Source organism: Ensifer adhaerens (assembly GCF_001270265.1).
Classification (GTDB): Bacteria; Pseudomonadota; Alphaproteobacteria; order Rhizobiales; family Rhizobiaceae; genus Ensifer; species Ensifer adhaerens_B.
On sequence record NZ_LGAP01000002.1, the window covers coordinates 21,158 to 46,006 of the forward strand.

Sequence of the window (24,849 nt, forward strand, 5' to 3'; positions counted from 1 at the left end):
TCGAGCAAACAGGAATGTCCATGACCGAAATGCAAGATGTGAGCGAGACTGCGGCCAAGGAGCGGGACGTCACCGATCTCGTTCTCGAGGACATTCTGACCGGGGTGCTGCCGGCCGGTACCTGGCTCAAGCAGATCGACCTCGAAAAGCGATATGATTGCACCCGCCCGGAAGTTCGACGTGCTCTTGACCGCCTGTCGCAGAAACGGTTGGTCGAACACGTGCCCAACCGCGGCTATCACGTTTATCTGCCGGACGGCAGGCGCGCGCAGGAAGTCAGTGATATTCGCGTCATCCTGGAAACTGCGGTGGCCGACCTGATGGTGGAACGGGCCACACCCGAAAGCATCGCCAAACTGCGCCAACTTGCCAGGCACTTCGATCAGATGACCATGGTCGGCACAGTGCTGGAGCATTACGAGGCCAACCTCGCCTTCCATCGTGAACTGCTGCTCCTGTCAGGCAACCATGAGCTTGTGGACCTCGTTTCCGAAATTCGCCAACGCACATCATCCGCTCCGGTCTCGCAGTGGCGCACACGAGCGCGCGTCGAACGCTCCGCGCGCGAGCACCATATGATGGTCGATGCGCTCGAAGCCCGCGACGTCGCCGGCCTCAAACGCCTGATCGAGGCGCATATCCGCCAGACCGGCGATGCCGCTCCCGCTGAAGGAGTTGCGCGTCAAGCATGACGCCAACCGCCGTCCAGCCGAAAAAGGCCGAAATCCCCCTGATTTCTCAGAGTTGTGACGGAGTGGCGCAGAACCTAAGCTCGCGTCGAAAATGAGGTTCTGCCATGTCAAACACCCGCAATCCCCCAGTAACCGATGTCGTGGAGATGCGTGAGGCACTGACGGAGTGGTGCGCGAAGAACAATTGCACCCAATCCGACCCCCCCGCCAACAAAATCGCGCTTCGGATTTTCGACGTCGCGAGCGGCAAGAAACTCAATCGCGCCGAGATTTTGGCCCTTCTGTCGAACGGATAGCCGACGTTCGCCGGGTTGCGGCAACGGCGAGAGGTGTGGCCCATTTCTCAAGTCTGCGCCATTTTTCTTGCCGTCAACTTCACGCCCTCGGCTATGCGATCTCTGCTGATCGACGAATATCCCATGCGGAAAAAGCGACAGCTTTCCTCTTCGGTCGGAAAGAACGGCGATCCGGACTCGATCAGAACCCCGTCTTCGCGCAGATCGGCCATCAGCCTGTCGGCATCGAGACCGTCAGGCCCTTCGATCCAGAAGGAAGTTCCACCGAAAGCGGCCGATCCGGCGATCTTCAACCCGTTGGCGTTGAGCGCGTCTGCCATCACCCGATGGCGCAGATGATACTCCTCCCTCATCCTGTGAAGCACGGCGTCGTAGTGGCCGAGCGCTAGAAAATAGGCAGCGGTCCGCTGGAGGTGCCCGGGTGGGTGGCGCAGCATCAGGGCGCGGAGTGCCCGCGCTTCCCGGATGACCGGAGCCGGCGCGACGAGATAGCCGAGCCGCAGACCGGGGAAAAGCGACTTCGAAAAACTGCCGATGTAAAAGACCCGCCCGTTTCTGTCGAACGCCTTCAGCGCCGGTGACGGCGGCGCGAGAAAGCTCATCTCGAACTCGTAATCGTCCTCGATGATGACGAAATCCCTGCTTGACGCGGCTTCGAGCAGCGCGACGCGGCGATCCATGGGCATCGTCGCACCCGTCGGGGAATGATGGCTCGGCGTCACGAACACGGCATCGACCTGCTGCGGCAGGGCCGCCGGCGGCAGCCCGCCGTCATCGACATCGAGCACCGTGACTTTTGCGCCGCTCAGCCGCAGCGAGGCGCTCATATCCGGGTGGCAGGGGTTTTCGCAGACGGCATGGGAGCCACGCCGCAGCAGCAGTTGGATGACGATCCAGAGCGCATTCTGCGCTCCCACGGTCACCAGGATCTCGTCGGGATTGGCCCGGATGCCGCGCCCCGGTAGCGTACGCGAGCAGATATAGTTGACCAGTTGCACATCGTCCGATGCGGCGAAATCGCCGGCCATCAACTCGAAATCTTCGCGCGCCAGTGCACGCCGGGCGCAGTCTCGCCAGGCCGTGAGATCGAACAGTGATGGGTCCATCTGGCCATAGAGGAACGGATAGGGATACCGCCGCCAATCAAGCGGTTTGCGCATCTGCTTGGCGACGCGAAATGTCGAGCGCAACTTGGACGACCAGTCCACGGCATCCGCCCCCGGCGACGCCGCATCCGTGTCGAGCACGTTGAAAGGCGGCTTGTCGGCGACGCGGTAGCTGCTCCGGTCGGCCGCCTCGAGATAACCCTGGGCCGCCAGTTCCTGGTAGGCGAGCGTGACAGTCAGGCGCGAAATGTTGAGATAGCTCGCAAGCTTGCGGGTGGACGGAAGCTGGGCGCCGGGCGGTAACCGCCCCGACAACACGGCGGAAACGACCGTCTCCCGGATCTGCGCCTGCAGGCTGGTCCGGCTCGACCGGTCGACGAAGAAGATGGTTTCCGGAACAGAGATGCGCGCCAAGTCCGATCCCCCAACGGCCAGAACTGGACTTATCTAACTTTCAATCTGGCTATAAAGCAAACGAGAAAGCTGCTTTACCCCTAATGGTCGAAAATGAGATCGGCATATCAGTCGACAGACCCAAAAAATGGGTCGGAACCAGAGGGAAACAAATGTTCTATTCCAACGCCTTGAAAACCATGGCGGGGGCAGCCGCGATTGCGGCCGGCCTCCTGACCTCCAGCCTTGCCCGCGCCGAGACCAATGTGATCATCGGCTACCAGCAGATCGTCGGCCCGTTCATTGCGGCCATCGCCGACGGTCGCTTCGACGCCGCCGCGAAAGAGGCGGGCTATCTCGTCGACTGGCGGCAGTTCAGCTCCGGCGGCGATATCTCGACAGCGCTTGCGTCGGGTAACGTTCCGATCGGCGTCATCGGCTCCACCGGCACCACGGCAGCGGCGACGCGCGGCGTCGATCTCGAACTGTTCTGGATCCTCGACAACATCGGCAAGTCGGAAGCGCTGGTCGCCCGCGAAGGCTCGGGCATCGAGAAACCGGAAGATCTGGTCGGTCGATCCGTCGGCGTGCCGTTCGTCTCGACGTCGCATTTCCATCTGCTCGTCGGTCTTGAGCAGGTGTGGAAGGTCGATCCGCGCGAAGTCAACATCCTCAACATGAAGCCGCCGCAGATCGTCGCCGCGTGGCAGCGTGGCGATATCGATGCCGCCTATGTCTGGCCCCCGGCCCTGTCGGAACTTTTGAAGACCGGCAAGGTGATCTCCGACTCCGAGGTGATCGGCGCGGCGAGCGTCCCGACCTTCGACGGACTGGTGGTCGACAAGAAATGGGCGGCTGAAAACCCGAAGTTCATGGCCGCCTTCACCAAGGTTCTGGCCGAAGCCTACGCCGACTACAAGGCAAACGGCGCGAGCTGGACGGCAGATTCCGCACCGGTCCAGAACATCGTGAAGCTCATCGGCGGCGATGGCGCCGGCACCGTCGAGGCGCTCAACCTGCTGTCGTTCCCGACAGCACAGGAGCAGGCCTCCGAAACCTGGCTCGGCGGTGGCGCTGTGCGCGCCCTGTCGGAAAGCGCGAAATTCCTTGCCGACCAGAAGCAGATCGACAAGGCGCTCGACGACTACGCGCCCTACGTCAACAGCGCCTACGCGAAAGAGGCTGCGAAGTAGCCGACGCCCGCTCCTGACCGCAGGTCGGTCAGGAGCGCCGCAAACGCAACTCAACAGCCGTTTTTCGAAAGGCCTGCACAATGGAAACTCTCAATGTCAGCAATGTGAGCCTGACCTATCCTGGTCTCTATACGGACGAGGCGGTCATCGCGCTCAAGGGCGTCAATCTCGAGATCAAGAGCGGCGATTTCGTCGTCGCGCTCGGTGCCTCGGGCTGCGGCAAGACCACGCTGCTCAATCTGATGGCGGGCTTCATGGCCCCGAGCGCCGGCGAGATCACGCTGGGAAGCCGTCGCGTCTCGGGCCCCGGCGCCGACCGTGGGGTCGTGTTCCAGAAACATGCCCTGCTGCCCTGGCTGAATGTCATCGACAACACCGAATTCGGGCTGAAACTGCGCGGTGTCGACAAGGCGAAGCGCCACGAGGTGGCCGCCAAGAACCTCGCCCTCGTCGGCCTGCAGGATTTTCACCGGCACATGATCTACCACCTGTCCGGCGGCATGCAGCAACGCGTCGGCATCGCCCGAGCCCTAAGCTGCGACCCGTCGATGCTGCTGATGGATGAGCCGATGGCAGCCCTCGATGCGCTGACCCGCGAGACCATCCAGGAACTGCTGCTGAAAGTCTGGCAACTGACCAACAAGATGTTCTTTTTCATCACCCATAGCGTCGAGGAGGCGTTGTTCCTGGGGTCGCGCCTGATCGTGATGTCGCCGCGGCCGGGACGGATCACCCACACCTACGAGCTCGATTTCAACAAACGGTTCCTGGAAGAAGGCAATGCCCGTGCAATCAAATCCAGTCGCGACTTCATCGACATGCGTGAACAGATCCTCAGCATCATCTACGGCGACGAACGCCAGTCCGGAAACCCGGAGCTCCTCCATGCTTGAGCGCGTGACGAAAGCCAAGCCGGTAAGGCCGGGCCGGATCTACGGCGCACCGGGCGAAGGCATGAGCGGGCATATCAGCCTCTTGACCGCGCTGACCCTGGTGGCGCTCTGGCTGCTGGTCACCGAGATGCAATGGGTGCGGCCGCTCTTCCTGCCGTCGCCGCTTTCGGTCTGGGACAAGTTCGTGATCGCGCTGACGGAGGGCGTCTCCAACTCGACGCTCGCCCAGCATACGCTGGCAAGCCTTGGCCGCGTGCTCGGCGCCTTCGCGCTCGCCCTTGCCACCGCCGTTCCGATCGGCATTCTCATGGGCGTGAACCGGGTGATGCGCGGGTTGTTTGATCCGATCATCGAGTTCTACCGTCCCTTGCCGCCGCTCGCCTACCTGCCGCTGATCATCATCTGGCTCGGCATCGGCGAGTTCCCGAAAGTGTTCCTGATCTTCCTCGCGATCTTCGCGCCGATGGCAATCGCCGCCCGTGCCGGCGTTCGGTCCGTGTCGATCGAACAGATCCATGCGGCCTATGCGATGGGCGCAAGCCGCCGGCAGGTCATCAGCCACGTCATTTTGAAAGCCGCCCTGCCGGAGATCTTCACGGGGATGCGCATCGGCATCGGTGTCGGCTGGACGACGCTTGTCGCCGCCGAAATGGTCGCCGCCCACCGGGGTCTCGGCTTCATGGTCCTGAACGCCGCCGAGTTCCTCGCCAGCGATACGGTGATCATGGGCATCATCGTTATCGGCGTCTTCGCCTTCGCCTTCGATCTGCTGATCCGGCACCTCGAGAAGATGCTCATTCCCTGGAAGGGCAAGGTGTGACGATGCGCCGTTCAACAGGGGCGCGGCCACCGAGTTGATGGCCGCCCCGCCCTAACGGGATTCCATACACCACATGCAAAGCCGATCCGGCCGGTTCATCCGGCCACGGCGAAGCCATGCCCGAAAACATCGCCTGCAACGCTCAAGGAAACTACCCCATGACCGCCAACGACCTCTCCAATCTCTTCGACGCCTTCAACCGGCACGACATCGACGGCGTCATGTCCTTCTTCGCCGACGACTGCGTCTTCAACACGGTTGCCGGCAGCGAAGCCCACGGCACGCGGATCGAAGGCGCCGAGCAGATCGCGACCGCCTTCAGCGGTGTCTGGCAGACGATGGCCGACGCGCACTGGGCCCATCACGACCACTTCGTTCATGGAGATCGGGCCGTATCGGAATGGACCTTCTCCGGCACGAACGCCGACGGCAGCCGCGTCGAGGCGGAAGGCTGCGACCTCTTCACGCTCCGTGACGGCAAGATCGTCCGCAAGCAGGCCTTTCGCAAGAACCGGCCGCTGATTGCGGCTCCCTTCCGTTACTGAGCTCGAGCCAGGCCAGGAACCCGACATGGAACAGCTTGTCAGAACAGCACGGCCGAGCAAGCCCTTCGATCCGGCATACGATCCCAACCGCGCCGCCAATCCCGGCGACGGCAAGGACTATGCGCCGACCTACTGGATCGCAACGGCCGGACCGCCACCCGCCGACGATGGCCCCATTACACGGGATATCGACGTCGACGTCGCCATCGTCGGCTCGGGATACACCGGCCTCTCCTGCGCCATCCATCTTGCCAAGGAGCACGGCATCAAGGCGACGGTGCTTGAAGCCAACGGCGTCGCCTGGGGCTGCAGCACCCGCAACGGCGGCCAGGCGCAGATTTCCGCTGGCCGGCTCAAGCGCTCGCAATGGATCGAGCGCTGGGGCGTCGACGTCGCAAAGAAGCTTCACGTCGAAATCAGTGAAGCCTTCGATCTCTTCCGCGACCTGATCCGCTCCCCGGAAATCGCCTGCGAGCCGCAGGACGGAGGGCATCTCTACATCGCCCATCGCAACAAGGTGATGCCGTCGCTGGAGGCGGAGTCCCGCGTGCTCAACGACGTCTTCGGCTACCGTACGAGAATCCTCGGCCGTGACGAAATCCATCGCGATTTCGTGCGCGACAACGAGGCGGTGGGCGCGCTTTACGAGCCCGACGGCATGGGCATCCACGCGGCCAAGCTCGCCTTCGGCTATCTCACCCTGGCGCGCAAGCTCGGTGCCCGCATTCATACTTCGAGCCCGGTTCTGAGCTGTGGTCGAAAAGGCGGCGTCTTTCACCTTCGCACCCCCGGCGGCGTCGTGCGGGCAAGGGCGGTGTGTTTCGCGACCGCCGGCTATACCTCGCCCGGCCTGCATCCACTGACCAAGCACCGGCTGATGCCGATCCTCTCCAACTCGATCGTCACGCGCGTGCTCACCGACGAAGAGCGGTCGGCGCTGAACTTTCAGACGCATATTCCGCTCACCGACACCCGCACGCTGCGCCACTATTACCGGCTGCTGCCTGACGGACGCGTGCAGATCGGCAGCCGGAGCGCGATCACCGGGCGGGACGCGGTCAACCCGAAGCATCTCGACCGCCTGCTCGAGGGCCTCTACCGCAAGTTCCCGGTGCTTGCCGGCATCAAGGTCGACTACTCCTGGTGGGGATGGGTCGACGTCAGCCACGACATGATGCCGCGCATCTTTCGCCCCGACCCGAAACAGGCGCTGTTCTACGCCATGGGCTACGGCGGTAACGGCGTCATGTATTCGGCCCAGGCCGGACGACGCATGGCGCAGATGGTTGCCGGCAAGGGCGGCACCCTCGACCTGCCGATCTTCACCTCCCCTCTCCCCAGCCATGGGCTGCTGACGCCGTTCCGGCGCATCGGCCAGTGGGGGATGTACCGCTGGTACTACCTCAAGGACGAAATCCTCTAGCCGCTCGGTCGGCCCCAAAACCCAACATGAAAGGAAACTGACAATGAAAATGACGACCGAAGAGGCTTTCGTAAAAGTCCTCCAGATGCACGGCATCGAACACGCCTTCGGGATTATCGGCTCGGCGATGATGCCGGTGTCCGATCTCTTTCCAAAAGCGGGCATCACCTTCTGGGACTGCGCGCATGAAACCAACGCCGCATTGATCGCCGACGGCTACACCCGCGTCACCGGCTACATGTCGATGGCGATCGCCCAGAACGGTCCTGGCGTCACCGGCTTCGTGACGGCAGTCAAGACGGCCTACTGGAACCATACGCCGATGCTTCTCGTCACGCCGCAGGCGGCGAACAAGACGATCGGCCAGGGCGGCTTCCAGGAAGTCGACCAGATGGCGCTGTTCGAGGAAATGGTCTGCTACCAGGAAGAGGTGCGCGACGCGAGCCGCGTTCCCGAGGTGCTCAACCGGGTTATCGAGAAGGCGTGGCGCGGCTGCGCCCCGGCGCAGATCAACATTCCGCGCGATTACTGGACGCAGGTGATCGACGTCGAGCTGCCGAGCATCGTTCGCCTGGAGCGCCCCTCCGGCGGGCGGCAGGCGATTTCGGAGGCGGCAAAGCTGCTGTCCGAGGCAAAATTCCCGGTGATCCTCAATGGCGCCGGCGTGGTCATCGGCGGCGCGATCACCGAATCCATCGCGCTTGCCGAACGTCTCGACGCCCCGGTCTGCTGCGGATACCAGCATAACGATGCCTTCCCCGGCGGCCATCGCCTGGCGGCAGGCCCGCTCGGCTACAACGGCTCCAAGGCGGCGATGGAACTGATTGCCAAGGCCGACGTCGTGCTGGCGCTCGGCACCCGCCTCAACCCGTTCTCGACACTTCCCGGCTACGGCATCGACTACTGGCCGAAGAATGCCGCGATCATCCAGGTGGACATCAACTCCGATCGCATCGGCCTGACGAAGAAGGTGACGGTCGGCATCTGCGGTGATGCCAAGCAGGTGGCAAGCCAGATCCTCGAACAGCTTTCGCCGTCGGCCGGCGATATCGGCCGCGAGGAGCGCAAGGCGTTGATCCACACCACCCGCTCGGCCTGGCTGCAGCAGTTGTCGTCGATGGACCACGAGGATGACGATCCGGGCACCGAATGGAATGCCGCGGCTCGCCGCCGAGAGACGGACCGCATGTCGCCGCGCCAGGCATGGCGCGCGATCCAGGCGGCCTTGCCGAAGGACGTCATCATCTCGACGGATATCGGCAACAATTGCGCCATCGGCAACGCCTACCCCAGCTTCGAGCAGGGCCGGAAATACCTTGCTCCGGGCATGTTCGGACCCTGCGGCTACGGCTTCCCGTCGATCGTCGGCGCCAAAATCGGCTGCCCTGATGTGCCGGTGGTCGGCTTTGCCGGCGATGGCGCCTTCGGCATCTCGATGAACGAGATGACCTCCATCGGCCGCGCCGGCTGGCCGCCGATCACCATGGTGATCTTCCGTAACTTCCAGTGGGGAGCCGAGAAGCGTAACACCACCCTCTGGTACGACAACAATTTTGTCGGCACCGAGCTCAACCCCAACCTCAGCTACGCGAAAGTGGCCGACGGCTGCGGCCTCAAGGGTGTGACGGTGGACACCCAGGCCGACCTGACGACCGCCCTGCAGCAGGCATTGCAGGACCAGTCTGAGGGCGTGACGACCTTCGTCGAAGTCATCCTCAACCAGGAGCTCGGAGAGCCCTTCCGCCGCGATGCGATGAAGAAGCCGGTGCAGGTGGCAGGCATCCAGCGCTCCGACATGCGGCCGCAGCAGCACATCTGACGTCCAACACATGCCCGGCGACTGATGTCGCCGGGCATGCACCTCCGACTTGGCATTCTCAGACGGGAAATTTGACATGAATGCGGTATCAGAAACGACGCGGCGGTTCCAATGGCTGCCTGTGGCCCTGTCGACCTATGGTCCCGGCCTGCTGGTGACGGCGGCCGTTGCCATGGCCGCGCAGTTCCTGTCGGATCATTATGGCGCCCCCGCCATGCTGATGGCACTTCTGCTCGGCATCGCGTTCCACTTCCTCTCCGAAGAAGGCCGGTGTGTCGCCGGCATCGAGCTATCGGCAAAGAAGATTCTCAGGATCGGCGTCGCTTTGCTCGGCATGCGCATCAGCGTCGACCTGCTGATCGGGCTCGGCAGCGGCACCATTCTCCTGCTGGTGGCAGCGATTGCAGCAACGATCCTGTTCGGACTGGCGGCCGCCAAGATCCTTGGAAGAGGCTGGCGGCTCGCCCTTCTCACCAGCGGCGCGGTTGCGATCTGCGGTGCCTCCGCTGCCATGGCGATCGCCGCCGTTCTGCCGAAAAACGAGTTTTCCGAACGCAATCTGATCTTCACCGTGCTTTCAGTGACTGTTCTCAGTACCCTGGCAATGATCGGCTATCCGATCCTCGCCCAGTCGCTCGGATTGGACGCACGCGCCACCGGCATCTTCTTCGGCGGCACCATCCATGACGTCGCACAGGTGGTCGGTGCCGGCTTTTCGGTGTCGCCGGAAGCCGGCGAAACGGCGACGCTCGTCAAGCTCATCCGAGTGACGATGCTGGCGCCCGTTGTGCTCATCTTCTCGATCGCGCTCAGGAACGTTCCGCAGGAGGGGGTGGAGGCCGGAAGGCGACCGCCATTGCTGCCCGGTTTCGTCGTCGCCTTCCTGATCCTTGCCGCCATGAACTCCGGCGGGATCGTGCCGGCCGCAGTCGCCGAACTCGGCATGGAGGCATCGCGCTGGGCATTGCTGGCAGGCATCGTCGCCGTCGGCATGAAGACGTCGCTCCGGCGCGTTCTCGATGTCGGCGGCGACGCGGTCGCGCTCATCGTCGCCGAAACCATCTTCCTCGGCGTCTTCATCCTCGGCGGCATGCATTATCTGGGACATCTGTGATGAAACCACTCGACCGGATCATCGAAACCGCAAGAAAAGCACCGCGCCACATCGTCCTTGCCGAAGGCGAGGACACGCGGGTGGTTGCTGCCGCCGTGCGTGCGCGCGCCGAAGGCCTGGCCGAAATCACCCTCGTCGGCCGGCATGAGATCGTCGCCGAGCGCCTCAGCGATCACGGCGGCAATGCGCATGCCTTCCGGATCGAAGACCCGGCGACGTCAGCGCTGACAGAGCGGTTTGCCTCCCGATACCATCAACTGCGCCAGAGCAAGGGCGTCGATCGGCAGGCGGCCGAAGAGGCGGTTCGCGAAGATCTGGTCTTTGCCGCCATGATGGTTCGCGAAGACGAGGCGGACGGCACCATCGGCGGAGCGGTGGCAACCACGGCCGATACGGTGCGCACCGCCCTGCAAATCATTGGCCGCGCGCCGGATGCCGGCCTTGTCTCCAGCTTCTTCCTGATGATGCTGTGCCAGCCCCACCACGCCAAGAAGGGCGCCTTCGTCTTTTCCGACTGCGGCCTCGTCGTCGATCCCGACGCCGCCGGTCTCGCCGATATCGCCCGCATGTCGGCGCAATCCTATCAGTCGCTGCTGAGTGATCGGGCAAAGGTCGCGATGCTCTCCTTCTCGACCAATGGCAGTGCCGCTCACGATCGTGTCTCCAAGGTGGTCGAGGCAACCCGTATTGCCCGCGCCGCCAACCCCGACCTTCTGATCGACGGGGAGTTGCAGTTCGACAGCGCCTTCGTCGAGGCGGTATCTTCGTCCAAGGCGCCCAACTCGGCGCTGCACGGGCAGGCGAACGTCTTCGTGTTTCCCAATCTCGACGCCGCCAATATCGGCTACAAGATCGCCCAGCGTATCGGCGGCGCGACCGCCATCGGCCCGGTGCTTCAGGGGCTCGCCAAGCCCGCCAACGATCTTTCGCGCGGCTGTACGGCCGATGACGTCTTCCACATGATCGCCGTCACCGTGGTCCAGGCCGCGTCGCTATAGCGGCGCGGTTTGGCCCGCGGCGATGCTTGCTTCTGCGGCGGTACGACCGATTCCGCACGAACGCCATTACCGCTCCCAAACCGAAAACAACTTCAAATCCCCCGCATGCAATGGTGCCGCCGATCCCCGGCCTATAGTTCGAGGCTCGCGTTTGCGATGGCAACGAGATCCCGTGCGGTGCCGCACCACTGAAGCATGGCGCGCAAAAACAAGAGCTTAAAGCGCAGTAAGCGAGTCCTGGAGATCGCGACGCGCTTTAGGTCGCCGCCGCGAATTATGCAGTAGGCGCGGCGGCAAGATTTCGGCTACGAAGCATCCATTGATGCGGCTGCGTTGCGGAATTGTCCATGGGGCACCCCCATGGACAATGCGGGAGACGGCGATGGAAGGACTGTTTGTCATACTGGTCTGTCAACTGATCGGGGAGATCGTCGTCAGAACCCTCGACCTGAGCATGCCAGCTCCCGCACTCGGCATCGTGCTTCTGCTTGTCTATCTCTGGTTTGCCGACAGGAGTGCCGGGTCGGGCGATGGCGCTGCCCACACCCGCGTCAGCGGCGTAGCCGACACTCTCCTCAAGAACCTCGGCGTGCTGTTCGTGCCGCTTGGCGTCGGGGTGATGCAGAACTATCGGTTGATCCACGACTATGCCGGCACGATCGTGATCGCCGTTGTGGTGTCCACCATTGTGACATTGATAGTGACGGTGGGAGCGTTCCTGCTCGCGAGCAGATTGTTCGGCGCGGAAGGGACTGGCGATGGACACTAGCGGTCGCGTGTTCGAGCTTTGGGTCTACCTCTCGACCAGCCCCCTGCTGTGGCTGACCGTGACGATAGGTGCCTATATCGCCGCTCAGCGGCTTGCGGCCCTGAGCGGTTTCAACCCGATCGTCAATCCCGTCCTGATTTCCGTCGTCCTGGTGATCTCGATACTGGCGGTAACCGGAACATCCTATTCGACCTATTTCGATGGGGCACAATTCGTGCATTTCGCACTGGGGCCGGCGACGGTGGCGCTTGCCGTTCCTCTTTACCGGAACCGGACACTGATCAGGCAGAACTTCGTGCCCGTCATCGTCGCGCTTATCGCAGGCAGTCTGACGGCGATCGTTTGTGCCACGGGTGTCGCCATCCTGCTCGGCGCACCTGACAGTGTTGCCATATCTTTGGCGCCGAAGTCGGCAACGGCAGGCATCGCCGTCGGCATCTCGCAGCAGCTCGGCGGCGACCCGGCTCTGACAGCGCTTCTCGTCATCTTCACCGGCGTGCTCGGGGCGATCATCGTCACGCCGCTGATGAACCTTCTGCGCATCCGGAATTATGCGGCGCGCGGTTTCGCGGCCGGCCTGACATCGCACGGCATCGGCACCGCACGGGCCTTTCAGGTCAACGAGATTGCCGGCACGTTTTCGGGCCTCGCCATGGCGCTCAACGGCATATTGACGTCAGCCATCGCAGCCATTGTCCTTGGGATACTGCTCTGATCCTCAGCCGTCTGGGGACTCCGCTACCAGAAGGCGCCGTAGAAGGTGACGCCGCCGACGAGAACGAGCACGATTGCCAGCGACGATCGAACCGTGAAATCGAGCAGCCTGAACTGATATCCGAAGCTTCCGACAGATGGCTTCATGGTTTTCTCCCGTGGTTGTTTCTGAACGACTGCGTCCCGGGTACCCGGGTTGGTGGAGAGGACGTCGAGACGACGCCTATAAGGCTTGCGGCCTCAGGCCGACTTTGCGAATTCGCCGTCGTGGTGACGGTAGAAAGTCTCGGCTGCGACGAGCAGCGCCTGTTCGTCCAGCGGACGGCGAAACTCGTGCATGAGAAATCGGGCGAGATGCTGGATCTGCTCGCCATCTCGCGGAATGTCGTACTCGATACACACAGTCTCAAAGACGCGCCAAAGCATGCCGACTTCCGCCGTGCTCAAGGCGGCAAGCATCTCGTCGGGAATTCCGCGCATAAAAACCTCGCTCCGCATTCGCGCCGTCCTGCCGGTGAGCAGGGACCGAATTGCCTATGGAGGGATCGATAAACGGGCGCATCGGCGGACCTGCAGTCGCCGCCGCAGCGAAAAGCCGGATGAGCCTGAGAATGACGATTGATGGGTAGCCGGTGATTGGGGCTTTACTGAGGTGATCAGCAGGATCGTCGGAATGCGACCACAGATCCACCTGACGAGCGCGAAGAACGGTCACGACGCCCTGGTCGGGGCCTGCCAAAAGCTCGCAAGCCCGTCGCCGATGCCGGACAAGGTTCGCCCGAAAGGCAGCGCGCGCTATTGCATTGTAACTGCTCCGTGCATTAGCATCCCCGGAATAAGACAGGAAGCCGGCTGGGGACTGCTTGCACTGCGCTTTGACAGGGGGATGAATGAGCAGGAAAACTGGCGGCGTGAGGTGCAATGCGCCTATCGAGCGAATTCGGAGGGGCGCAGTGGTCGCCATGCTTGCCTTTGTGCTAGCCGCGTGCGGCGGGCATCCGAAGGGCGTGCTGACGCCGGTCGCAGATACCACCCCGGACTCAAGCCGGGTCAACATGCTGATCACGACGACGCGCAGCCGGTCGGCAAATCCCGGAGAAATGTACAGCGGCGAACGCGCCCTGGCGCCCACCTTCGCCGACATGACCGTTTCCATTCCACCAGCCACGGTGCGCAAGGTAGGCGAGGTTGCCTGGCCGAAACGGCTGCCGCCCAATCCGGCAACCGATTTTGCGACGCTGAAGGCGGAGGAACTGGATATGGCCGGTGCCAAATCATGGTTGAGTGCAAGTGTTCGCAAAACTCCTGACAAAAGCGTTCTCGTCTTCATTCACGGCTTCAACAACCGCTTCGAAGATTCCGTCTATCGCTTCGCCCAGATCGTCCACGATTCCGGCGTCCACAGCGCCCCCATCCTAGTGACGTGGCCGTCACGCGGCAGCCTGCTTGCCTATGGCTATGACCGCGAAAGCGCCAACTACACGCGCAACGCGCTGGAAAACCTGTTCCAGTACCTCTACCGCGATCCGGAAGTGAAGGAAGTCTCGATCCTGGCGCACTCCATGGGCAACTGGCTGGCGCTGGAAGCACTGCGCCAGATGGCGATCCGCAATGGCGAGCTGCCGGCGAAGTTCAAGAACGTCATGCTGGCGGCCCCCGATGTCGACGTCGATGTCTTCCGCCAGCAGATCGAGGACATGGGCGAGAAACATCCGAACTTCACGCTGTTCGTCTCCCGCGACGACCGCGCCCTCGCCGTCTCACGCAGGGTCTGGGGCGACGTATCCCGGCTCGGGGCCATCGACCCGGAGCAGGAGCCGTACAAGAAGGAGCTCGAGGACAACAAGATCGCGGTGATCGACCTGACGAAGATAAAGGCGGGCGACCGCCTCCACCACGGCAAGTTCGCGGAATCGCCCGAGATCGTTCGCCTCATCGGTTCGCGTATCTCCGACGGCCAGACGCTGACCGACAGTCGGGTGGGCCTCGGCGACCAGATCCTGGTGGCAACGACCGGAACGGCTGCGGCCGTCGGCAACGCGGCGGGCCTGGTTCTTGCAGCGCCAGTGGCCGTCGTCGATCAGAACACCCGCGACAACTATGCCGACCACCTCGGAGGTTCTGCTGCGAGAAATAGCGGCCGCGCGGCAACGACTGGCGGATGCGACCGGACACGCCCGACAGCGCCGGGGTGCGTCCGCTAAAGACATGCGTGAGAAACCGGCACCCCTCGTCCGCAGCAACTTTTCCGCGTTGCCGGCCTGCGCCTAGAGCATTTCCAGGAAAAGTGCGAAGCGGTTTTCCGTCAGGAAATGTGTAGAAACAAAGAGATAGAGCGTTTCTGCGACTCCGTTTAAACCGGAAACGCTCTAGAAGCGCGAGAAGCCTTTCAGAGGCGGCATGATCATGCCGCGCCCGTCCTTCATGAACTGGGACACGCCTCTCGCCACTTCCTCGCTCGGATCGCCATAGACTTCGAACTTTTCGACAGCGCAATGCTCGGACACGCTCTGGATGTGCGTATCCGACATCTGCCAGTGGCGCAGGACGTCGGCCGAATTTCGATAAAGCTGGTAGCTGACCGCCCGCATTTCCGTCTCGTCGATGAACGTCCGGACCATCAGTTGCGGCGCGCTTTCTTCCACGAAGTCAACCGCCGCCCGCACCGCTTCGCGGAAAGGCTGAAGGTGCCCGGCTTTGATCTTCATAACATTTCGAAAGAGCAATTGGTCAGTCACCATGTTTCTCCATATCGCTGTACGGAGTGCCTTATAGAAGCTCAAGTATAGTTTAGGTCAATCTGTCAACGGCAAGATCTCGCATCAGACTTTGGTCTTGCAGGGCGGGCACCTACGTCGAAAACCTCGCGGAACCTAAGTCTGTGTCCCGCCGCCCTGGAAAGCCCTACCATACGAGAACTCGAAATCGACCATCTCGGGACAGATCGAGCCGACAGCAACGGGCAACCAGGCTGAGGAGGGGGCAATGGACTACGATGTCTTTTTTACCAACGCCCTGGAGGGACTGCGCCAGGAAGGGCGATATCGCATCTTTGCCGATATTGAACGCATGGCCGGCGCGTTTCCGCATGCAAGGCTCCACGAGGGAGACCGTGCGCGCGAGGTGATCGTCTGGTGTTCGAACGATTACCTCGGGATGGGACAGCACGAAAAAGTCCGTCGCGCCATGCACCAGTCGCTGGACCTCTCCGGTGCCGGCGCCGGCGGCACTCGCAACATCGCAGGCACGAACCACGCGCACGTCTTGCTCGAGCGCGAACTGGCGGACCTTCACGGCAAGGAGGCAGCACTACTGTTTACGTCCGGCTATGTCTCGAACTGGGCGGCGCTGTCGACGCTCGCGGCCAAGCTGCCCGATTGCGTCGTTGTGTCCGATGCCGGAAATCACGCTTCGATGATCGAAGGCATCCGCCATTCACGGGCGGACTACCGGATTTTCAAGCATAACAATCCGGACGATCTCGCCCGCTGCCTGCGGGAGGTGGAGCCGGATCGGCCCAAGTTGGTCGCGTTCGAATCCGTCTACTCGATGGACGGTGACATCGCCCCCATCAAGGAGCTTTGCGACGTTGCCGACGACTACAATGCCATGACCTATCTGGACGAAGTCCATGCGGTGGGGCTCTATGGCCGCCGCGGGGCCGGCGTCGCCGAACGCGACGGCGTCATGGATCGCCTGACCATCGTTCAAGGCACGCTTGGAAAGGCGTTCGGGGTCGTCGGAGGCTATATTGCCTCCACGGGACCGATCGTCGATTTCGTGCGGTCCTTCGCCTCCGGTTTCATCTTCACGACCGCACTGCCGCCGATGCTGGCAGCCGGCGCCCTGGCTTCGGTGCGACATCTGAAAGACAGCCAGAGCGAGCGCAGGGCGCATCAGGACAGGGTGCGTGTGCTGCGCGACAAGCTGGACGCAGCCGGTATCCCGCATATGCACAATCCGAGCCATATCGTTCCGGTCGTCGTCGGCGACGCGGCGAAATGCCGGGCCGTTTCCGATCGGTTGCTCGATGGCTTCGACATCTACATACAGCCGATCAACTATCCGACCGTCCCGCGCGGCACCGAAAGGCTGAGGATCACCCCGTCGCCGCTGCACACTTACGAAGACATCGACTATCTCGTCGACGCACTTGATGCGGTCTGGTCGGAGCACCATCTCGCCCGCACCCGGCCGATCGGACCGACGATGCCCCGCTGGCGGATCGCAAGCAAACAACCGCTGCCCGACCCGGCGCTATGCCAGGGTTGTCGCGAACTGATGGCGCTGGTGCCCTCGGCAGAAGAGCCCGCAGCCCACGAGATGCACTCATAGGCGCAAGAGGTGTCGTCATGATCCGCAGACGACCAACACGTTTCGAGGCACCGCCGTCGGCCAGAAAGCCTGCAGCCGCGCCGAGGGCGGAAAGCGGGCGGCGCCGAAAGATCGGTTCCGTCGCACTCGTGGCCTTTGCGACCTTGCTTGCGGCGGCTTGCCCGATGGTTGTCGGCAACCTCTCCTCGACCGCAGGTTCGGCAATGGCAGTCGCCACGGGAACCGGGCCCGCCTCGGCGCTCGATGGCGCAGGCGCCGCGGTGATGAGCGTATCGGTCGTCAATGCCTCACCCAGCGCCCTCACGACAACAAGCACCGTTTCCGGGTCGATCGTGGCGCGAGAAGACGTGCTCGTGGGAACGGAAAGCGAGGGCGCCGGCATTCGGTCCCTCCTGGTCGAAGAAGGCGATGCCGTACAGGAGGGCCAGGTGCTGGCCGTCCTGACGTCCGACCTCGACGAGATTGCCCTGGCGATGAACGACGTCGAGATCGAGCGCGCCAACGCCCTGCTGACCCAAAGCGAGAGTACAATCTCGCTTGCGCAAACGAACCTCGATCTCGCCAGCAAGGCACTGGCGCGCGCCCACCCGCTATCAAAATCCGGGGTGACGTCCCTCGACGTTCTGGAGCAGCGCGAGGCAGATGTGCTTGTCGCCGAGGCCAAGCTCGCAACCGCGCAACAGGCGAAACGCGTAGCCCTGGCGGAGCGGGCCATCGCAATGGTCAAACACCGCGAACTGACCGCACGCCTCGAAAGAACGCGCGTGCGCGCGCCCACTTCAGGCATCATCGTCGAGCGGTTCGCGCGTGTGGGCGACATATCCACGGGCAAGGCGCCACTGTTTCGCATCGCCAAGGATGGACTTTTCGAACTCGAGGCATTGGTTCCCATGCGCATGATGGATCGGGTCGGGCCTGCCACGGCAGCGTCCGTCTCTATCTCGGGCATGGCGGCACCCCTCGCCGGCACCGTCCGGCATCTTTCGCCGCGGATCGAACAGAACACCAGAATGGCACGGGTCCGCATTGCGCTTCCAGCGGCCGCCACGCCCAGGCTCGGCGCATTTGCACGCGCGGAAGTCCGAACCACAGAGCAGCTACAGATCGTTCTGCCGCTCAGCGCCGTCCAGTCCACCACCGATGGCAGTCAGGTGCTGTTGGTTGCAAACGGAACCGTCGAAACGCGAGCTGTCGTCACCGGTCGCAGAACAGCTGAGGCTGTTCAGATCGTGTCTGGCGTGTCGGCCGGCGAGCAGGTCATCCTGCGGTCGGGAAGCCTGGTGCGCGCCGGCATGCGCGTCACGGCAGTCCTTCCCGCCGCCGTCATCGCCTCAAGCTGGTGAGGCATTCGATGGCGATCAACGTCTCGAAATGGTCGATCGAGCGTCCCGCCGTCGGCATCGCACTGTTTCTCGTGTTGACGGCGATGGGATGGCTGTCTCTGACCTCGCTGCCGGTCAACCGCTTCCCGGACATGGAGCTTCCGGTCGTCACCGTCCAGTTGCACCAGCAGGCCGCGTCGCCGAGCGATCTCGAAACACAGGTGGCACGGAAGGTCGAAGACGCCTTCGAGGACATCGAAGGGCTTGAGCGGCTGGATGCCACAATCAGCGACGGCAGCGTCAGCTTGACGGCGGAGTTCGCGGCCTATGTCGCGCCGAACGTCGCCCTCGATCGGATACAGGCCGCGATGCTGGCGGTCCGGGTCCAGCTGCCGGCGACACTGGACGAGCCTTCGATCGAGCTTTCCAACATACGCAGGCTGGCAATAGCGACCTATGCTGTGCGCTCCGACCAGTTGTCGCTGCCGGCGATCTCCAGGCGCGTCGATGACCGCATCCGCCCCGCTCTGGAGAAAGTACCGGGCGTCGGCAGGATTGCCCGGGTGGGCGGCAGCGAACGCGAGATCAGGGTCTGGCTGCAGCGAGACGAAATGGTCGCCCGTGGCCTCGCTCCCCAGGACGTCAGTCGGGCGCTGCGCGCGGTGAGCGACAACCAGGCGGCCGGTACGGTGAAGACCGCCGGTTTCGATGAGCCGGTCCGCACCATGTCGGCACCGGTTTCAATCGAGGATCTCGGGACGTTTCCTGTCAGAAGCAGCATCGGCTCCAGCGACCGGCTCTCGGACATAGCCAGGATCGAGGATGCCTGGAGCGTGCCTTCGGGTTTCGCAACGCTCGATGCCGATCCGATCGTCGCCCTGTCGATCTTTGCCGAAAAGCGGGCCAACGAGGTGGAGACGTTCGAGCGGATCAGAGACGCCGTTCAGCGTATGGACGATGCTGACACCATGGTGCAGCTGACGCTGCTCGACGAAAATGCCAGCTACACCAGTAACAATTTCACCAGCACGATGCGAACCATGGCCGAAGGCGCACTGTGCACCGTCGCGGTCATCTTTCTGTTCCTGCGAGATCGCCGCTCGACGCTCATTGCTGCCATCGGTCTGCCGCTGGCGGTGGTCCCGACCTTTCTTGCCATGGAAGCGCTCGGCTTCTCTCTCAATCTCGTTTCCCTGCTCGGCCTGACGCTGGCGATCGGCCTTTTAGTCGATGACACCATCGTCGAGATCGAGAACGTGTCGCGCCACCGTGAGATGGGAAAGACAATCTGGCGCGCGGTCATCGATGCGACGGAAGAGATCGGCGGCTCGGTCATCGCCATATCGCTGACGGTTGTCGCGGTTTTCCTGCCGCTTGCGCTGATCGAGGGTTTGCCCGGGCGATACTTCCGGGAGTTCGGAATGACCGTTGCCGTTGCGACGCTTCTCTCGTTGCTGGTCGCACGACTGATCACACCCTTGCTGGCAGTGACGCTCCTGAAGACTGTGCCTTCCGGCAAGCACGGCGAACCCGGAAACATCCATAGGCTCTATTCGCGGCTGCTGCGGCTATCGACCCGCCGGCAGGCCATCCCATTCAGGCGCCGCGGCATCCATCTCGACATGACGCATGTGACCGTCGCGCTCGGCCTGCTTTCGGTCGCGATACCATTCCTGACGGTGCTGCCGGCCTTGCCGCGCGGGTTCATCCCCACGGAAGACGGCACGCGCCTGACTTTCGCAATCGATATGGCGGACGGTGCCAGCGCAACGTCGATGATGCAGAAGTCCCTGGAGGTCGCACGCTCGCTGAAGAGCGACGCCGATGTCCAGCATATCTACGCCTACCGTGGCGGTTCCAATATCGGTCGGTCGAACCAACAGTCTTTCATCGTTCAATTGATGCTGACGCCTCCCGGTGAGCGTATTCGGACCCGCCAGGACGTGGCGGCGGATGTCGCCCGGCGGCTCGCAAGCATTGCCGATATCCGCGGCAGCGAAGTGGGGTTGACCGGCAGCCGCCAGTTTTCGCTGACGCTCCTGGGAAACGAGCCCGAAAGCCTGGAGCAGGTAAGTGACAGCCTAGCCTCGGCGATGGCGCAAATGCCTGCATTTCGAACCGTGACGTCTCTTCGCCCCGCCCTTCGGCCGGAACTGCAGCTCATGCCCGACCGGGACCTCGTTTCCGAGCTCGGCATCAGTCTCGACGCGCTGTCGGACGCAGTGCGTGTGGCCACCGTCGGAGATATCAGCCGCGAACTTGCACATATCGATCTGCAGGGTCGCCGGGTCCCCGTTCGGGTTCAGGTGGAGGCTGGAGATGGCGGCGACATTTCGCTGCTAGAAAGCATGCCGCTCAGGACGGCCGACGGAAACGTCGTGCCGCTGGCCGCAGTCGCAGAGATCGTCACAGGTTTCGGCCCAGACGAGATCACACGGCGCGACGGGTTGCGGCGTATCGATCTTGCGGCTGACCTGAACGGATCGGCTTCGTCAGGCACTGCCCTATCGGCAGTGATGGCCTGGATCGAAAAGAACCCCTTGCCGGAGGGCGTCAGTCTGCAGCCAACGGGAGAGACCCTGTCAATGCAGGACTTCTTTTCAAGCTTCTTCCGCGCGGCGCTGCTTGGGCTCGCTGCGGTGTTCGCAATCCTGCTGGTGCTCTTCGGCAATCCATTCCAACCGCTGACAATCCTGTTGTCTCTGCCGCTGGCCCTGTCCGGCGGGATCCTGGCGCTTGCCATCACCGGAAACGGCGTGACAATGCCGGTGCTGATCGGCGCGCTGATGTTGATGGGCATTGTCGCCAAGAACGCCATCCTGATCGTCGATCTCTCGGGCCGGCTAATTAGCGAGGGCCACGCCCCCCGCGAGGCTGTGGTTTCTGCGGCCGAACAGCGCGCACGCCCCGTGGTCATGACCACGGCGGCCATGATTGCCGGGATGATCCCCGTATCCCTCGGCATTGGCGACGGCGGTGCGTTCCGCGCACCGATGGCGATCGTCGTCATCGGCGGCCTGCTCGCTTCGACGGCCCTTTCGTTGCTTTTCGTGCCGGCGCTCTTCCTGCGCGTTCACGCTCTGCAAGTCGTTTTCGCAAGGTTTGTCGGCGCCACGCCGCGCACATCCGCCACCCGATCGCGCAGCTGACGGTTGTCTCTCCCCAACGTTCCCTCACCCATTCGGTACGGATCGCGCGCGCAACGACACACAACCGGTACTCCGCATGATTGTGCCACTGATCATCGCCATCTCTCTGGCTCTGGGGCTCGGCGTCTCCCAGGTTCCCGAGTTCGTCACCCATATGCCCCGAGCTCTGGCGGACGTGCTGGAATCGGGCGTGGCGACCGGCGGCATCTGCGCGGTCTTCCTCAACTGGCTTCTGCCCGAACGCCAGGAGGAGATCATCGACTGACGATCAGGGGATCAGCGCTGCGACCGGCCCGGTTCATGTAAGCGACGGCCGGTCGCAGCTGCCTTCGAAGGTCAGTGCCTGCTCGGCGCAACGTCAACTGTCGCGCCGTCAATCGCGGAGGCGGCAGCAACAAGCCCTATCAAGGGCGAAGGCTCTTGCGAGCTCAAGTCGTAGATGCAGGGTGCCGCAAAGACGGCGGCTCCGAGCGTGATGATGATCATCAGCTTCATTTGTCCCTCCGATAGAGAGGCGTCTGCCTCACCCATTTCCTCGTTCCGCTTTCATCCAAAGAATTGCTCGCCGCGACGCAAAACCGTTGCGCGGCGAGCAACGCCATTGGCTAAGCGATCGTCAGCTCGACATTGATGTTGCCGCGCGTCGCCTTGGAATAGGGGCAGGTCTGGTGCGCCTCTTCAACGAGCGCATTTGCCAGCGCCCGCTCGATGCCCGGCATGTTCACCTTCAGCCGCGCCTGCAGCAGATAGGCGCCATCGGTCGATCCGAGATCGACCTCGGCAGCCACGGAGAGATCAGTCGGAAGCTTGACGTCGCGCTTTCCCGCCGCCTTGCCAATGGCGCCGATGAAACAGGCGGACCATCCGGCCGCGAAGAGCTGCTCGGGATTGGTCCCGGGGTGGGCGCTTCCCGGTGGCGAGAGCTTGATGTCCAGCCGGCCATCATCGCTGCGCGAGGCGCCGTCGCGGCCGCCGCTGGTGTGCGTCCTACCGGTGTACAAAACCTTGTCGATCTGTGTCATGGAACACTCCGTTTCTGTGTCGCTCCTGGCGACTGCGTTGACGGAGAAAGATTTGACCTTCTGAAGTATCCGGCATGTTTCGTAAATCGCCGGAAATGTACCAAAACGTAGCGGCTGCCAGACCTGACACGCAGCATTACAAACAGCTTCGACACAGTTTGCCGACGATCTCAGCGGATAACGACTTCGGCCGCCAAGCCACCGCCAGCACGATTGTAAAGCCGGACCGAACCGCCGATGGCCCCGGCCAGTTGCTGGGCAATTGCAAGGCCGAGCCCAGTGCCGCCGGTTTCCCGATTGCGAGATTGCTCGAGCCTGAAGAACGGCTGCATCGCAGCCTCGAGCATATCGTCCGGAATGCCAGGGCCGCGGTCCATCACCGTGATGGCGACCTCTCCCTCTTCGCTTCGCTCAACGCTGATCTCGGCAGCCCCGGCGAATTTCAGGGCGTTGTCGATGAAGTTGGACAGGATCCGGCGCAACGCATGCGGCTTGGTGGATATGGTGCCTTCAACGGCGCTGACGACGCTCACGGACTTTCCGGTGTCCTGATAATCGTAGGCCAGGCTGTCGACGAACGAGGCGAGATCGATGCGGGAGGTCTTCTCGACATTGCCGTGCGCACTTCGGGCATAGGCGATGCCGTCCTGAACCAGGCGTTCGATCTCACGGAGATCCTGCACCAGCTTGTCCCTCTCCGGAGACTCGTCCGCCATGTCGGCGCGAAGTCGCATGCGCGTGATCGGCGTCTGGAGATCGTGGGAAATGGCGGCAAGGATCTGCACGCGCTCTTCGAGATAATGGGCGATCCGATCGCGCATGGCATTGAAGGCCCGGGCAGCATGGGCGACCTCGCGTGGGCCTGCCTCGCTCAGGGGCGCGCCCTTCCTGTTCGGGTCCAACGCATCGGCGGCGGCTGCAAGGTCGCCCAAAGGGCGGATAACCTGGCGCACGGCAAACCAGACGCAGAGGAGCAGAAGCGCCATCTGGATTGCAAATACGTAGGGCAGCCATTCGGCGATCGGCATGACGCCCCGCGGCGTCACGTCGATGGTCAAAGGTGCGCCGTCGCTGAGCGTCAGGTGGGCCTGCAATCTCTTGTCGTCACCGGGGATCGCTTCCACCCGCAGCGGAAAGCTGTGCCCGGCCGCCTCCTCGATCTTGGCAGCGATCTCCGCGCCGCGGCTCGACAGATCCGGCACGCCGGGAAGGCCCGGTCCCAGCACGAAACGATAGCTTCCGCGGCTGAGGCGATCGAGCCAGCCCGCCCTCTCCTCTGCCGGCAGCCGATCGAGAATGGCGATCGATGTTGCAATGTCGGTCTCCAGCGTGCCGAGCATGACCGCTTTGGCCGACATGTAGCGTTCGAGAAAGAGAATGCTGAAGGAAAGGCCGTAGGCGATGGCCAGCCCTGCGAGCAGAACGAGGAAAAGTCGGGCGCGCAAGGTGCTTGGCCAGTGCCATCTGATGCCCGATGTGACGCCCAAGCTCATTGCCTGGGCTCCGAAATCTCCACCGGAACGGAGAAGACATAACCTTCGCTGCGCAGCGTCTTGATGTAGGTCGGTTCGCGCGCATCGTCGCCTAGCCGCTGACGCAGACGGCTGACGAGAAGATCGATCGAGCGGTCGAACAGCTCCGCGTCGCGCCCCTGGGTCAGGTTGAGAAGCTGGTCGCGATTGAGCACCCGCTGCGGATGATCGATGAAGACGCGCAGCAGCCGGTATTCGGCACCGCTCAGGGCAATCTCTGTGCCTTGCCTGTCGAGAAGACGGCGACCGACGGTGTCGAGCTGCCAGTCGCCGAAGGTCAGCAATTGACCGGCCTCGCTGATCTGCAGGTTCGGAGGCAGCATCCGGGTTCGGCGCAGCACGGCCTTGATGCGTGCCAGCAGCTCGCGCGCGGCAAACGGTTTCGGCAGATAGTCGTCCGCGCCCATTTCGAGCCCGATGATCCTGTCCATCTCGTCGCTGCGGGCAGTCAGCATCAGGATCGGCGTCGCCTTGTGCTTGCCGGCGCGCAGTTCCCTGCACAGGACCAGCCCGTCGTCGCCGGGCATCATCACATCGAGCACGATCAGATCGATGGTGTTTGCCTCCAGGAAGGCGCGCATCTGACGGCCATCGGCGGCAACGGCCGTACGCAGGCCGTTCTTCTTGAGATAGCTCGACACCAGCTCGCGAATTTCGCGATCGTCGTCGACGATCAGGATGTGATCGACGTGCTCCATATCCGACTTCTCACTC

General features: G+C 62.9%; 25 protein-coding genes. 17 read left to right on the forward strand and 8 right to left on the reverse strand.

The genetic code is table 11. The features are described from left to right. Nucleotides 1-14 precede the first annotated feature (14 nt). Both AC244_RS04920 and AC244_RS04925 read left to right on the forward strand, forming a co-directional pair. Nucleotides 15-692 carry a GntR family transcriptional regulator gene (locus AC244_RS04920; RefSeq protein WP_053248356.1) on the forward strand — a complete coding sequence of 226 codons (678 nt, stop codon included), beginning with the start codon at nucleotides 15-17 and terminating at the stop codon, nucleotides 690-692. Between the two features lie 104 nt (nucleotides 693-796). After that, entirely contained in the window at nucleotides 797-988 is a 192-nt protein-coding gene (locus tag AC244_RS04925) for a hypothetical protein (protein WP_053247713.1), read from the forward strand. Nucleotides 989-1,035: 47 nt separating this feature from the next. On the opposite strand, the gene AC244_RS04930 is transcribed toward AC244_RS04925, so the two are convergent. Beyond that, nucleotides 1,036-2,508, reverse strand: coding sequence for a PLP-dependent aminotransferase family protein (locus AC244_RS04930; protein WP_053247714.1), 1,473 nt, complete (start codon nucleotides 2,506-2,508; stop codon nucleotides 1,036-1,038). A gap of 152 nt (nucleotides 2,509-2,660) precedes the next feature. Here AC244_RS04930 and tauA point away from each other — a divergent pair, with 152 nt between their 5' ends. The 10 genes from tauA to AC244_RS04980 all read left to right on the forward strand — a co-directional run bounded on the left by tauA (nucleotide 2,661) and on the right by AC244_RS04980 (nucleotide 12,776). Continuing rightward, a complete protein-coding gene (tauA, locus tag AC244_RS04935; protein WP_053247715.1) occupies nucleotides 2,661-3,680 on the forward strand; it encodes a taurine ABC transporter substrate-binding protein in 1,020 nt (339 codons plus the stop codon). Nucleotides 3,681-3,760: 80 nt separating this feature from the next. Further along, nucleotides 3,761-4,573: a taurine ABC transporter ATP-binding protein gene (locus AC244_RS04940; protein ID WP_053247716.1), complete on the forward strand. Its 813-nt coding sequence runs from the start codon at nucleotides 3,761-3,763 to the stop codon at nucleotides 4,571-4,573. Beyond that, nucleotides 4,566-5,393 (forward strand): ABC transporter permease subunit, encoded by an 828-nt coding sequence (locus AC244_RS04945; RefSeq protein ID WP_053247717.1) that lies wholly within the window; start codon nucleotides 4,566-4,568, stop codon nucleotides 5,391-5,393. The genes AC244_RS04940 and AC244_RS04945 overlap by 8 nt, the downstream gene beginning before the upstream one ends. A gap of 158 nt (nucleotides 5,394-5,551) precedes the next feature. After that, on the forward strand, nucleotides 5,552-5,938 hold the full coding sequence (locus AC244_RS04950) for a nuclear transport factor 2 family protein (RefSeq protein WP_053247718.1): 387 nt from the start codon (nucleotides 5,552-5,554) through the stop codon (nucleotides 5,936-5,938). Between the two features lie 25 nt (nucleotides 5,939-5,963). Further along, the gene (locus AC244_RS04955) at nucleotides 5,964-7,361 is read left to right on the forward strand and encodes an NAD(P)/FAD-dependent oxidoreductase (RefSeq protein WP_053247719.1); all 1,398 of its coding nucleotides are present in this window, start codon (nucleotides 5,964-5,966) and stop codon (nucleotides 7,359-7,361) included. A 43-nt stretch (nucleotides 7,362-7,404) separates the two neighbouring features. Next, entirely contained in the window at nucleotides 7,405-9,180 is a 1,776-nt protein-coding gene (gene xsc, locus AC244_RS04960; RefSeq protein WP_053247720.1) for a sulfoacetaldehyde acetyltransferase, read from the forward strand. A gap of 76 nt (nucleotides 9,181-9,256) precedes the next feature. After that, complete coding sequence (locus AC244_RS04965) at nucleotides 9,257-10,294, forward strand: YeiH family protein (protein WP_053247721.1); 1,038 nt, start codon at nucleotides 9,257-9,259, stop codon at nucleotides 10,292-10,294. Beyond that, on the forward strand, nucleotides 10,294-11,292 hold the full coding sequence (gene pta, locus AC244_RS04970) for a phosphate acetyltransferase (RefSeq protein ID WP_053247722.1): 999 nt from the start codon (nucleotides 10,294-10,296) through the stop codon (nucleotides 11,290-11,292). Before AC244_RS04965 ends, pta begins: the two co-directional genes overlap by 1 nt. Before the next feature lie 382 nt (nucleotides 11,293-11,674). Next, complete coding sequence (locus tag AC244_RS04975; protein ID WP_053247723.1) at nucleotides 11,675-12,061, forward strand: CidA/LrgA family protein; 387 nt, start codon at nucleotides 11,675-11,677, stop codon at nucleotides 12,059-12,061. Continuing rightward, a complete protein-coding gene (locus AC244_RS04980; protein WP_053247724.1) occupies nucleotides 12,051-12,776 on the forward strand; it encodes an LrgB family protein in 726 nt (241 codons plus the stop codon). The genes AC244_RS04975 and AC244_RS04980 overlap by 11 nt, the downstream gene beginning before the upstream one ends. Nucleotides 12,777-12,799: 23 nt before the next feature. On the opposite strand, the gene AC244_RS38580 is transcribed toward AC244_RS04980, so the two are convergent. Together AC244_RS38580 and AC244_RS04985 are read right to left on the reverse strand one after the other, a co-directional pair. Further along, a complete protein-coding gene (locus AC244_RS38580; protein ID WP_268750761.1) occupies nucleotides 12,800-12,922 on the reverse strand; it encodes a hypothetical protein in 123 nt (40 codons plus the stop codon). A gap of 93 nt (nucleotides 12,923-13,015) precedes the next feature. Further along, nucleotides 13,016-13,255 carry a hypothetical protein gene (locus AC244_RS04985; RefSeq protein ID WP_053247725.1) on the reverse strand — a complete coding sequence of 80 codons (240 nt, stop codon included), beginning with the start codon at nucleotides 13,253-13,255 and terminating at the stop codon, nucleotides 13,016-13,018. 482 nt (nucleotides 13,256-13,737) lie between these two features. On the opposite strand from AC244_RS04985, the gene AC244_RS04990 reads away from it, so the two are divergent. Beyond that, complete coding sequence (locus AC244_RS04990; protein ID WP_053248357.1) at nucleotides 13,738-14,979, forward strand: alpha/beta hydrolase; 1,242 nt, start codon at nucleotides 13,738-13,740, stop codon at nucleotides 14,977-14,979. A 165-nt stretch (nucleotides 14,980-15,144) separates the two neighbouring features. Here AC244_RS04990 and AC244_RS04995 read toward each other — a convergent pair whose 3' ends face one another. Continuing rightward, nucleotides 15,145-15,483 carry a hypothetical protein gene (locus AC244_RS04995; protein WP_234716847.1) on the reverse strand — a complete coding sequence of 113 codons (339 nt, stop codon included), beginning with the start codon at nucleotides 15,481-15,483 and terminating at the stop codon, nucleotides 15,145-15,147. Between the two features lie 277 nt (nucleotides 15,484-15,760). On the opposite strand from AC244_RS04995, the gene hemA reads away from it, so the two are divergent. The 4 genes from hemA (at nucleotide 15,761) to AC244_RS05015 (ending at nucleotide 21,846) form a co-directional block, all read left to right on the forward strand. Continuing rightward, nucleotides 15,761-17,110 carry a 5-aminolevulinate synthase gene (hemA, locus tag AC244_RS05000; protein WP_053247726.1) on the forward strand — a complete coding sequence of 450 codons (1,350 nt, stop codon included), beginning with the start codon at nucleotides 15,761-15,763 and terminating at the stop codon, nucleotides 17,108-17,110. 17 nt (nucleotides 17,111-17,127) lie between these two features. Further along, on the forward strand, nucleotides 17,128-18,453 hold the full coding sequence (locus AC244_RS05005; protein ID WP_053247727.1) for an efflux RND transporter periplasmic adaptor subunit: 1,326 nt from the start codon (nucleotides 17,128-17,130) through the stop codon (nucleotides 18,451-18,453). Between the two features lie 8 nt (nucleotides 18,454-18,461). Then, entirely contained in the window at nucleotides 18,462-21,581 is a 3,120-nt protein-coding gene (locus AC244_RS05010) for an efflux RND transporter permease subunit (RefSeq protein WP_053247728.1), read from the forward strand. Nucleotides 21,582-21,657: 76 nt separating this feature from the next. Next, the gene (locus tag AC244_RS05015) at nucleotides 21,658-21,846 is read left to right on the forward strand and encodes a hypothetical protein (RefSeq protein ID WP_053247729.1); all 189 of its coding nucleotides are present in this window, start codon (nucleotides 21,658-21,660) and stop codon (nucleotides 21,844-21,846) included. 71 nt (nucleotides 21,847-21,917) lie between these two features. On the opposite strand, the gene AC244_RS37420 is transcribed toward AC244_RS05015, so the two are convergent. The 4 genes from AC244_RS37420 to AC244_RS05035 form a co-directional block, all read right to left on the reverse strand. Next, nucleotides 21,918-22,076 (reverse strand): hypothetical protein, encoded by a 159-nt coding sequence (locus tag AC244_RS37420; protein ID WP_202596045.1) that lies wholly within the window; start codon nucleotides 22,074-22,076, stop codon nucleotides 21,918-21,920. 110 nt (nucleotides 22,077-22,186) lie between these two features. Next, nucleotides 22,187-22,603: an organic hydroperoxide resistance protein gene (locus AC244_RS05025; protein ID WP_053247731.1), complete on the reverse strand. Its 417-nt coding sequence runs from the start codon at nucleotides 22,601-22,603 to the stop codon at nucleotides 22,187-22,189. 170 nt (nucleotides 22,604-22,773) lie between these two features. Continuing rightward, nucleotides 22,774-24,096, reverse strand: coding sequence for a sensor histidine kinase (locus tag AC244_RS05030; protein ID WP_053247732.1), 1,323 nt, complete (start codon nucleotides 24,094-24,096; stop codon nucleotides 22,774-22,776). Then, nucleotides 24,093-24,833: a response regulator gene (locus AC244_RS05035; RefSeq protein ID WP_053247733.1), complete on the reverse strand. Its 741-nt coding sequence runs from the start codon at nucleotides 24,831-24,833 to the stop codon at nucleotides 24,093-24,095. Before AC244_RS05035 ends, AC244_RS05030 begins: the two co-directional genes overlap by 4 nt. Nucleotides 24,834-24,849: the final 16 nt, after the last annotated feature.

Coding starts and splice junctions, on each gene's coding strand:
- AC244_RS04920 (WP_053248356.1), top strand. CDS start 15: ATGTCCATGACCGAAATGCAAGATGTGAGCGAGACTGCGGCCAAGGAG.
- AC244_RS04940 (WP_053247716.1), top strand. CDS start 3,761: ATGGAAACTCTCAATGTCAGCAATGTGAGCCTGACCTATCCTGGTCTC.
- AC244_RS04955 (WP_053247719.1), top strand. CDS start 5,964: ATGGAACAGCTTGTCAGAACAGCACGGCCGAGCAAGCCCTTCGATCCG.
- AC244_RS04965 (WP_053247721.1), top strand. CDS start 9,257: ATGAATGCGGTATCAGAAACGACGCGGCGGTTCCAATGGCTGCCTGTG.
- AC244_RS38580 (WP_268750761.1), bottom strand. CDS start 12,922: ATGAAGCCATCTGTCGGAAGCTTCGGATATCAGTTCAGGCTGCTCGAT.
- pta (WP_053247722.1), top strand. CDS start 10,294: ATGAAACCACTCGACCGGATCATCGAAACCGCAAGAAAAGCACCGCGC.
- AC244_RS04925 (WP_053247713.1), top strand. CDS start 797: ATGTCAAACACCCGCAATCCCCCAGTAACCGATGTCGTGGAGATGCGT.
- xsc (WP_053247720.1), top strand. CDS start 7,405: ATGAAAATGACGACCGAAGAGGCTTTCGTAAAAGTCCTCCAGATGCAC.
- AC244_RS05035 (WP_053247733.1), bottom strand. CDS start 24,833: ATGGAGCACGTCGATCACATCCTGATCGTCGACGACGATCGCGAAATT.
- tauA (WP_053247715.1), top strand. CDS start 2,661: ATGTTCTATTCCAACGCCTTGAAAACCATGGCGGGGGCAGCCGCGATT.
- AC244_RS04990 (WP_053248357.1), top strand. CDS start 13,738: ATGCTTGCCTTTGTGCTAGCCGCGTGCGGCGGGCATCCGAAGGGCGTG.
- AC244_RS04995 (WP_234716847.1), bottom strand. CDS start 15,483: ATGAAGATCAAAGCCGGGCACCTTCAGCCTTTCCGCGAAGCGGTGCGG.
- AC244_RS05010 (WP_053247728.1), top strand. CDS start 18,462: ATGGCGATCAACGTCTCGAAATGGTCGATCGAGCGTCCCGCCGTCGGC.
- AC244_RS04980 (WP_053247724.1), top strand. CDS start 12,051: ATGGACACTAGCGGTCGCGTGTTCGAGCTTTGGGTCTACCTCTCGACC.
- AC244_RS37420 (WP_202596045.1), bottom strand. CDS start 22,076: ATGAAGCTGATGATCATCATCACGCTCGGAGCCGCCGTCTTTGCGGCA.
- AC244_RS04985 (WP_053247725.1), bottom strand. CDS start 13,255: ATGCGCGGAATTCCCGACGAGATGCTTGCCGCCTTGAGCACGGCGGAA.
- AC244_RS05005 (WP_053247727.1), top strand. CDS start 17,128: ATGATCCGCAGACGACCAACACGTTTCGAGGCACCGCCGTCGGCCAGA.
- hemA (WP_053247726.1), top strand. CDS start 15,761: ATGGACTACGATGTCTTTTTTACCAACGCCCTGGAGGGACTGCGCCAG.
- AC244_RS05030 (WP_053247732.1), bottom strand. CDS start 24,096: ATGAGCTTGGGCGTCACATCGGGCATCAGATGGCACTGGCCAAGCACC.
- AC244_RS04975 (WP_053247723.1), top strand. CDS start 11,675: ATGGAAGGACTGTTTGTCATACTGGTCTGTCAACTGATCGGGGAGATC.
- AC244_RS05025 (WP_053247731.1), bottom strand. CDS start 22,603: ATGACACAGATCGACAAGGTTTTGTACACCGGTAGGACGCACACCAGC.
- AC244_RS05015 (WP_053247729.1), top strand. CDS start 21,658: ATGATTGTGCCACTGATCATCGCCATCTCTCTGGCTCTGGGGCTCGGC.
- AC244_RS04945 (WP_053247717.1), top strand. CDS start 4,566: ATGCTTGAGCGCGTGACGAAAGCCAAGCCGGTAAGGCCGGGCCGGATC.
- AC244_RS04950 (WP_053247718.1), top strand. CDS start 5,552: ATGACCGCCAACGACCTCTCCAATCTCTTCGACGCCTTCAACCGGCAC.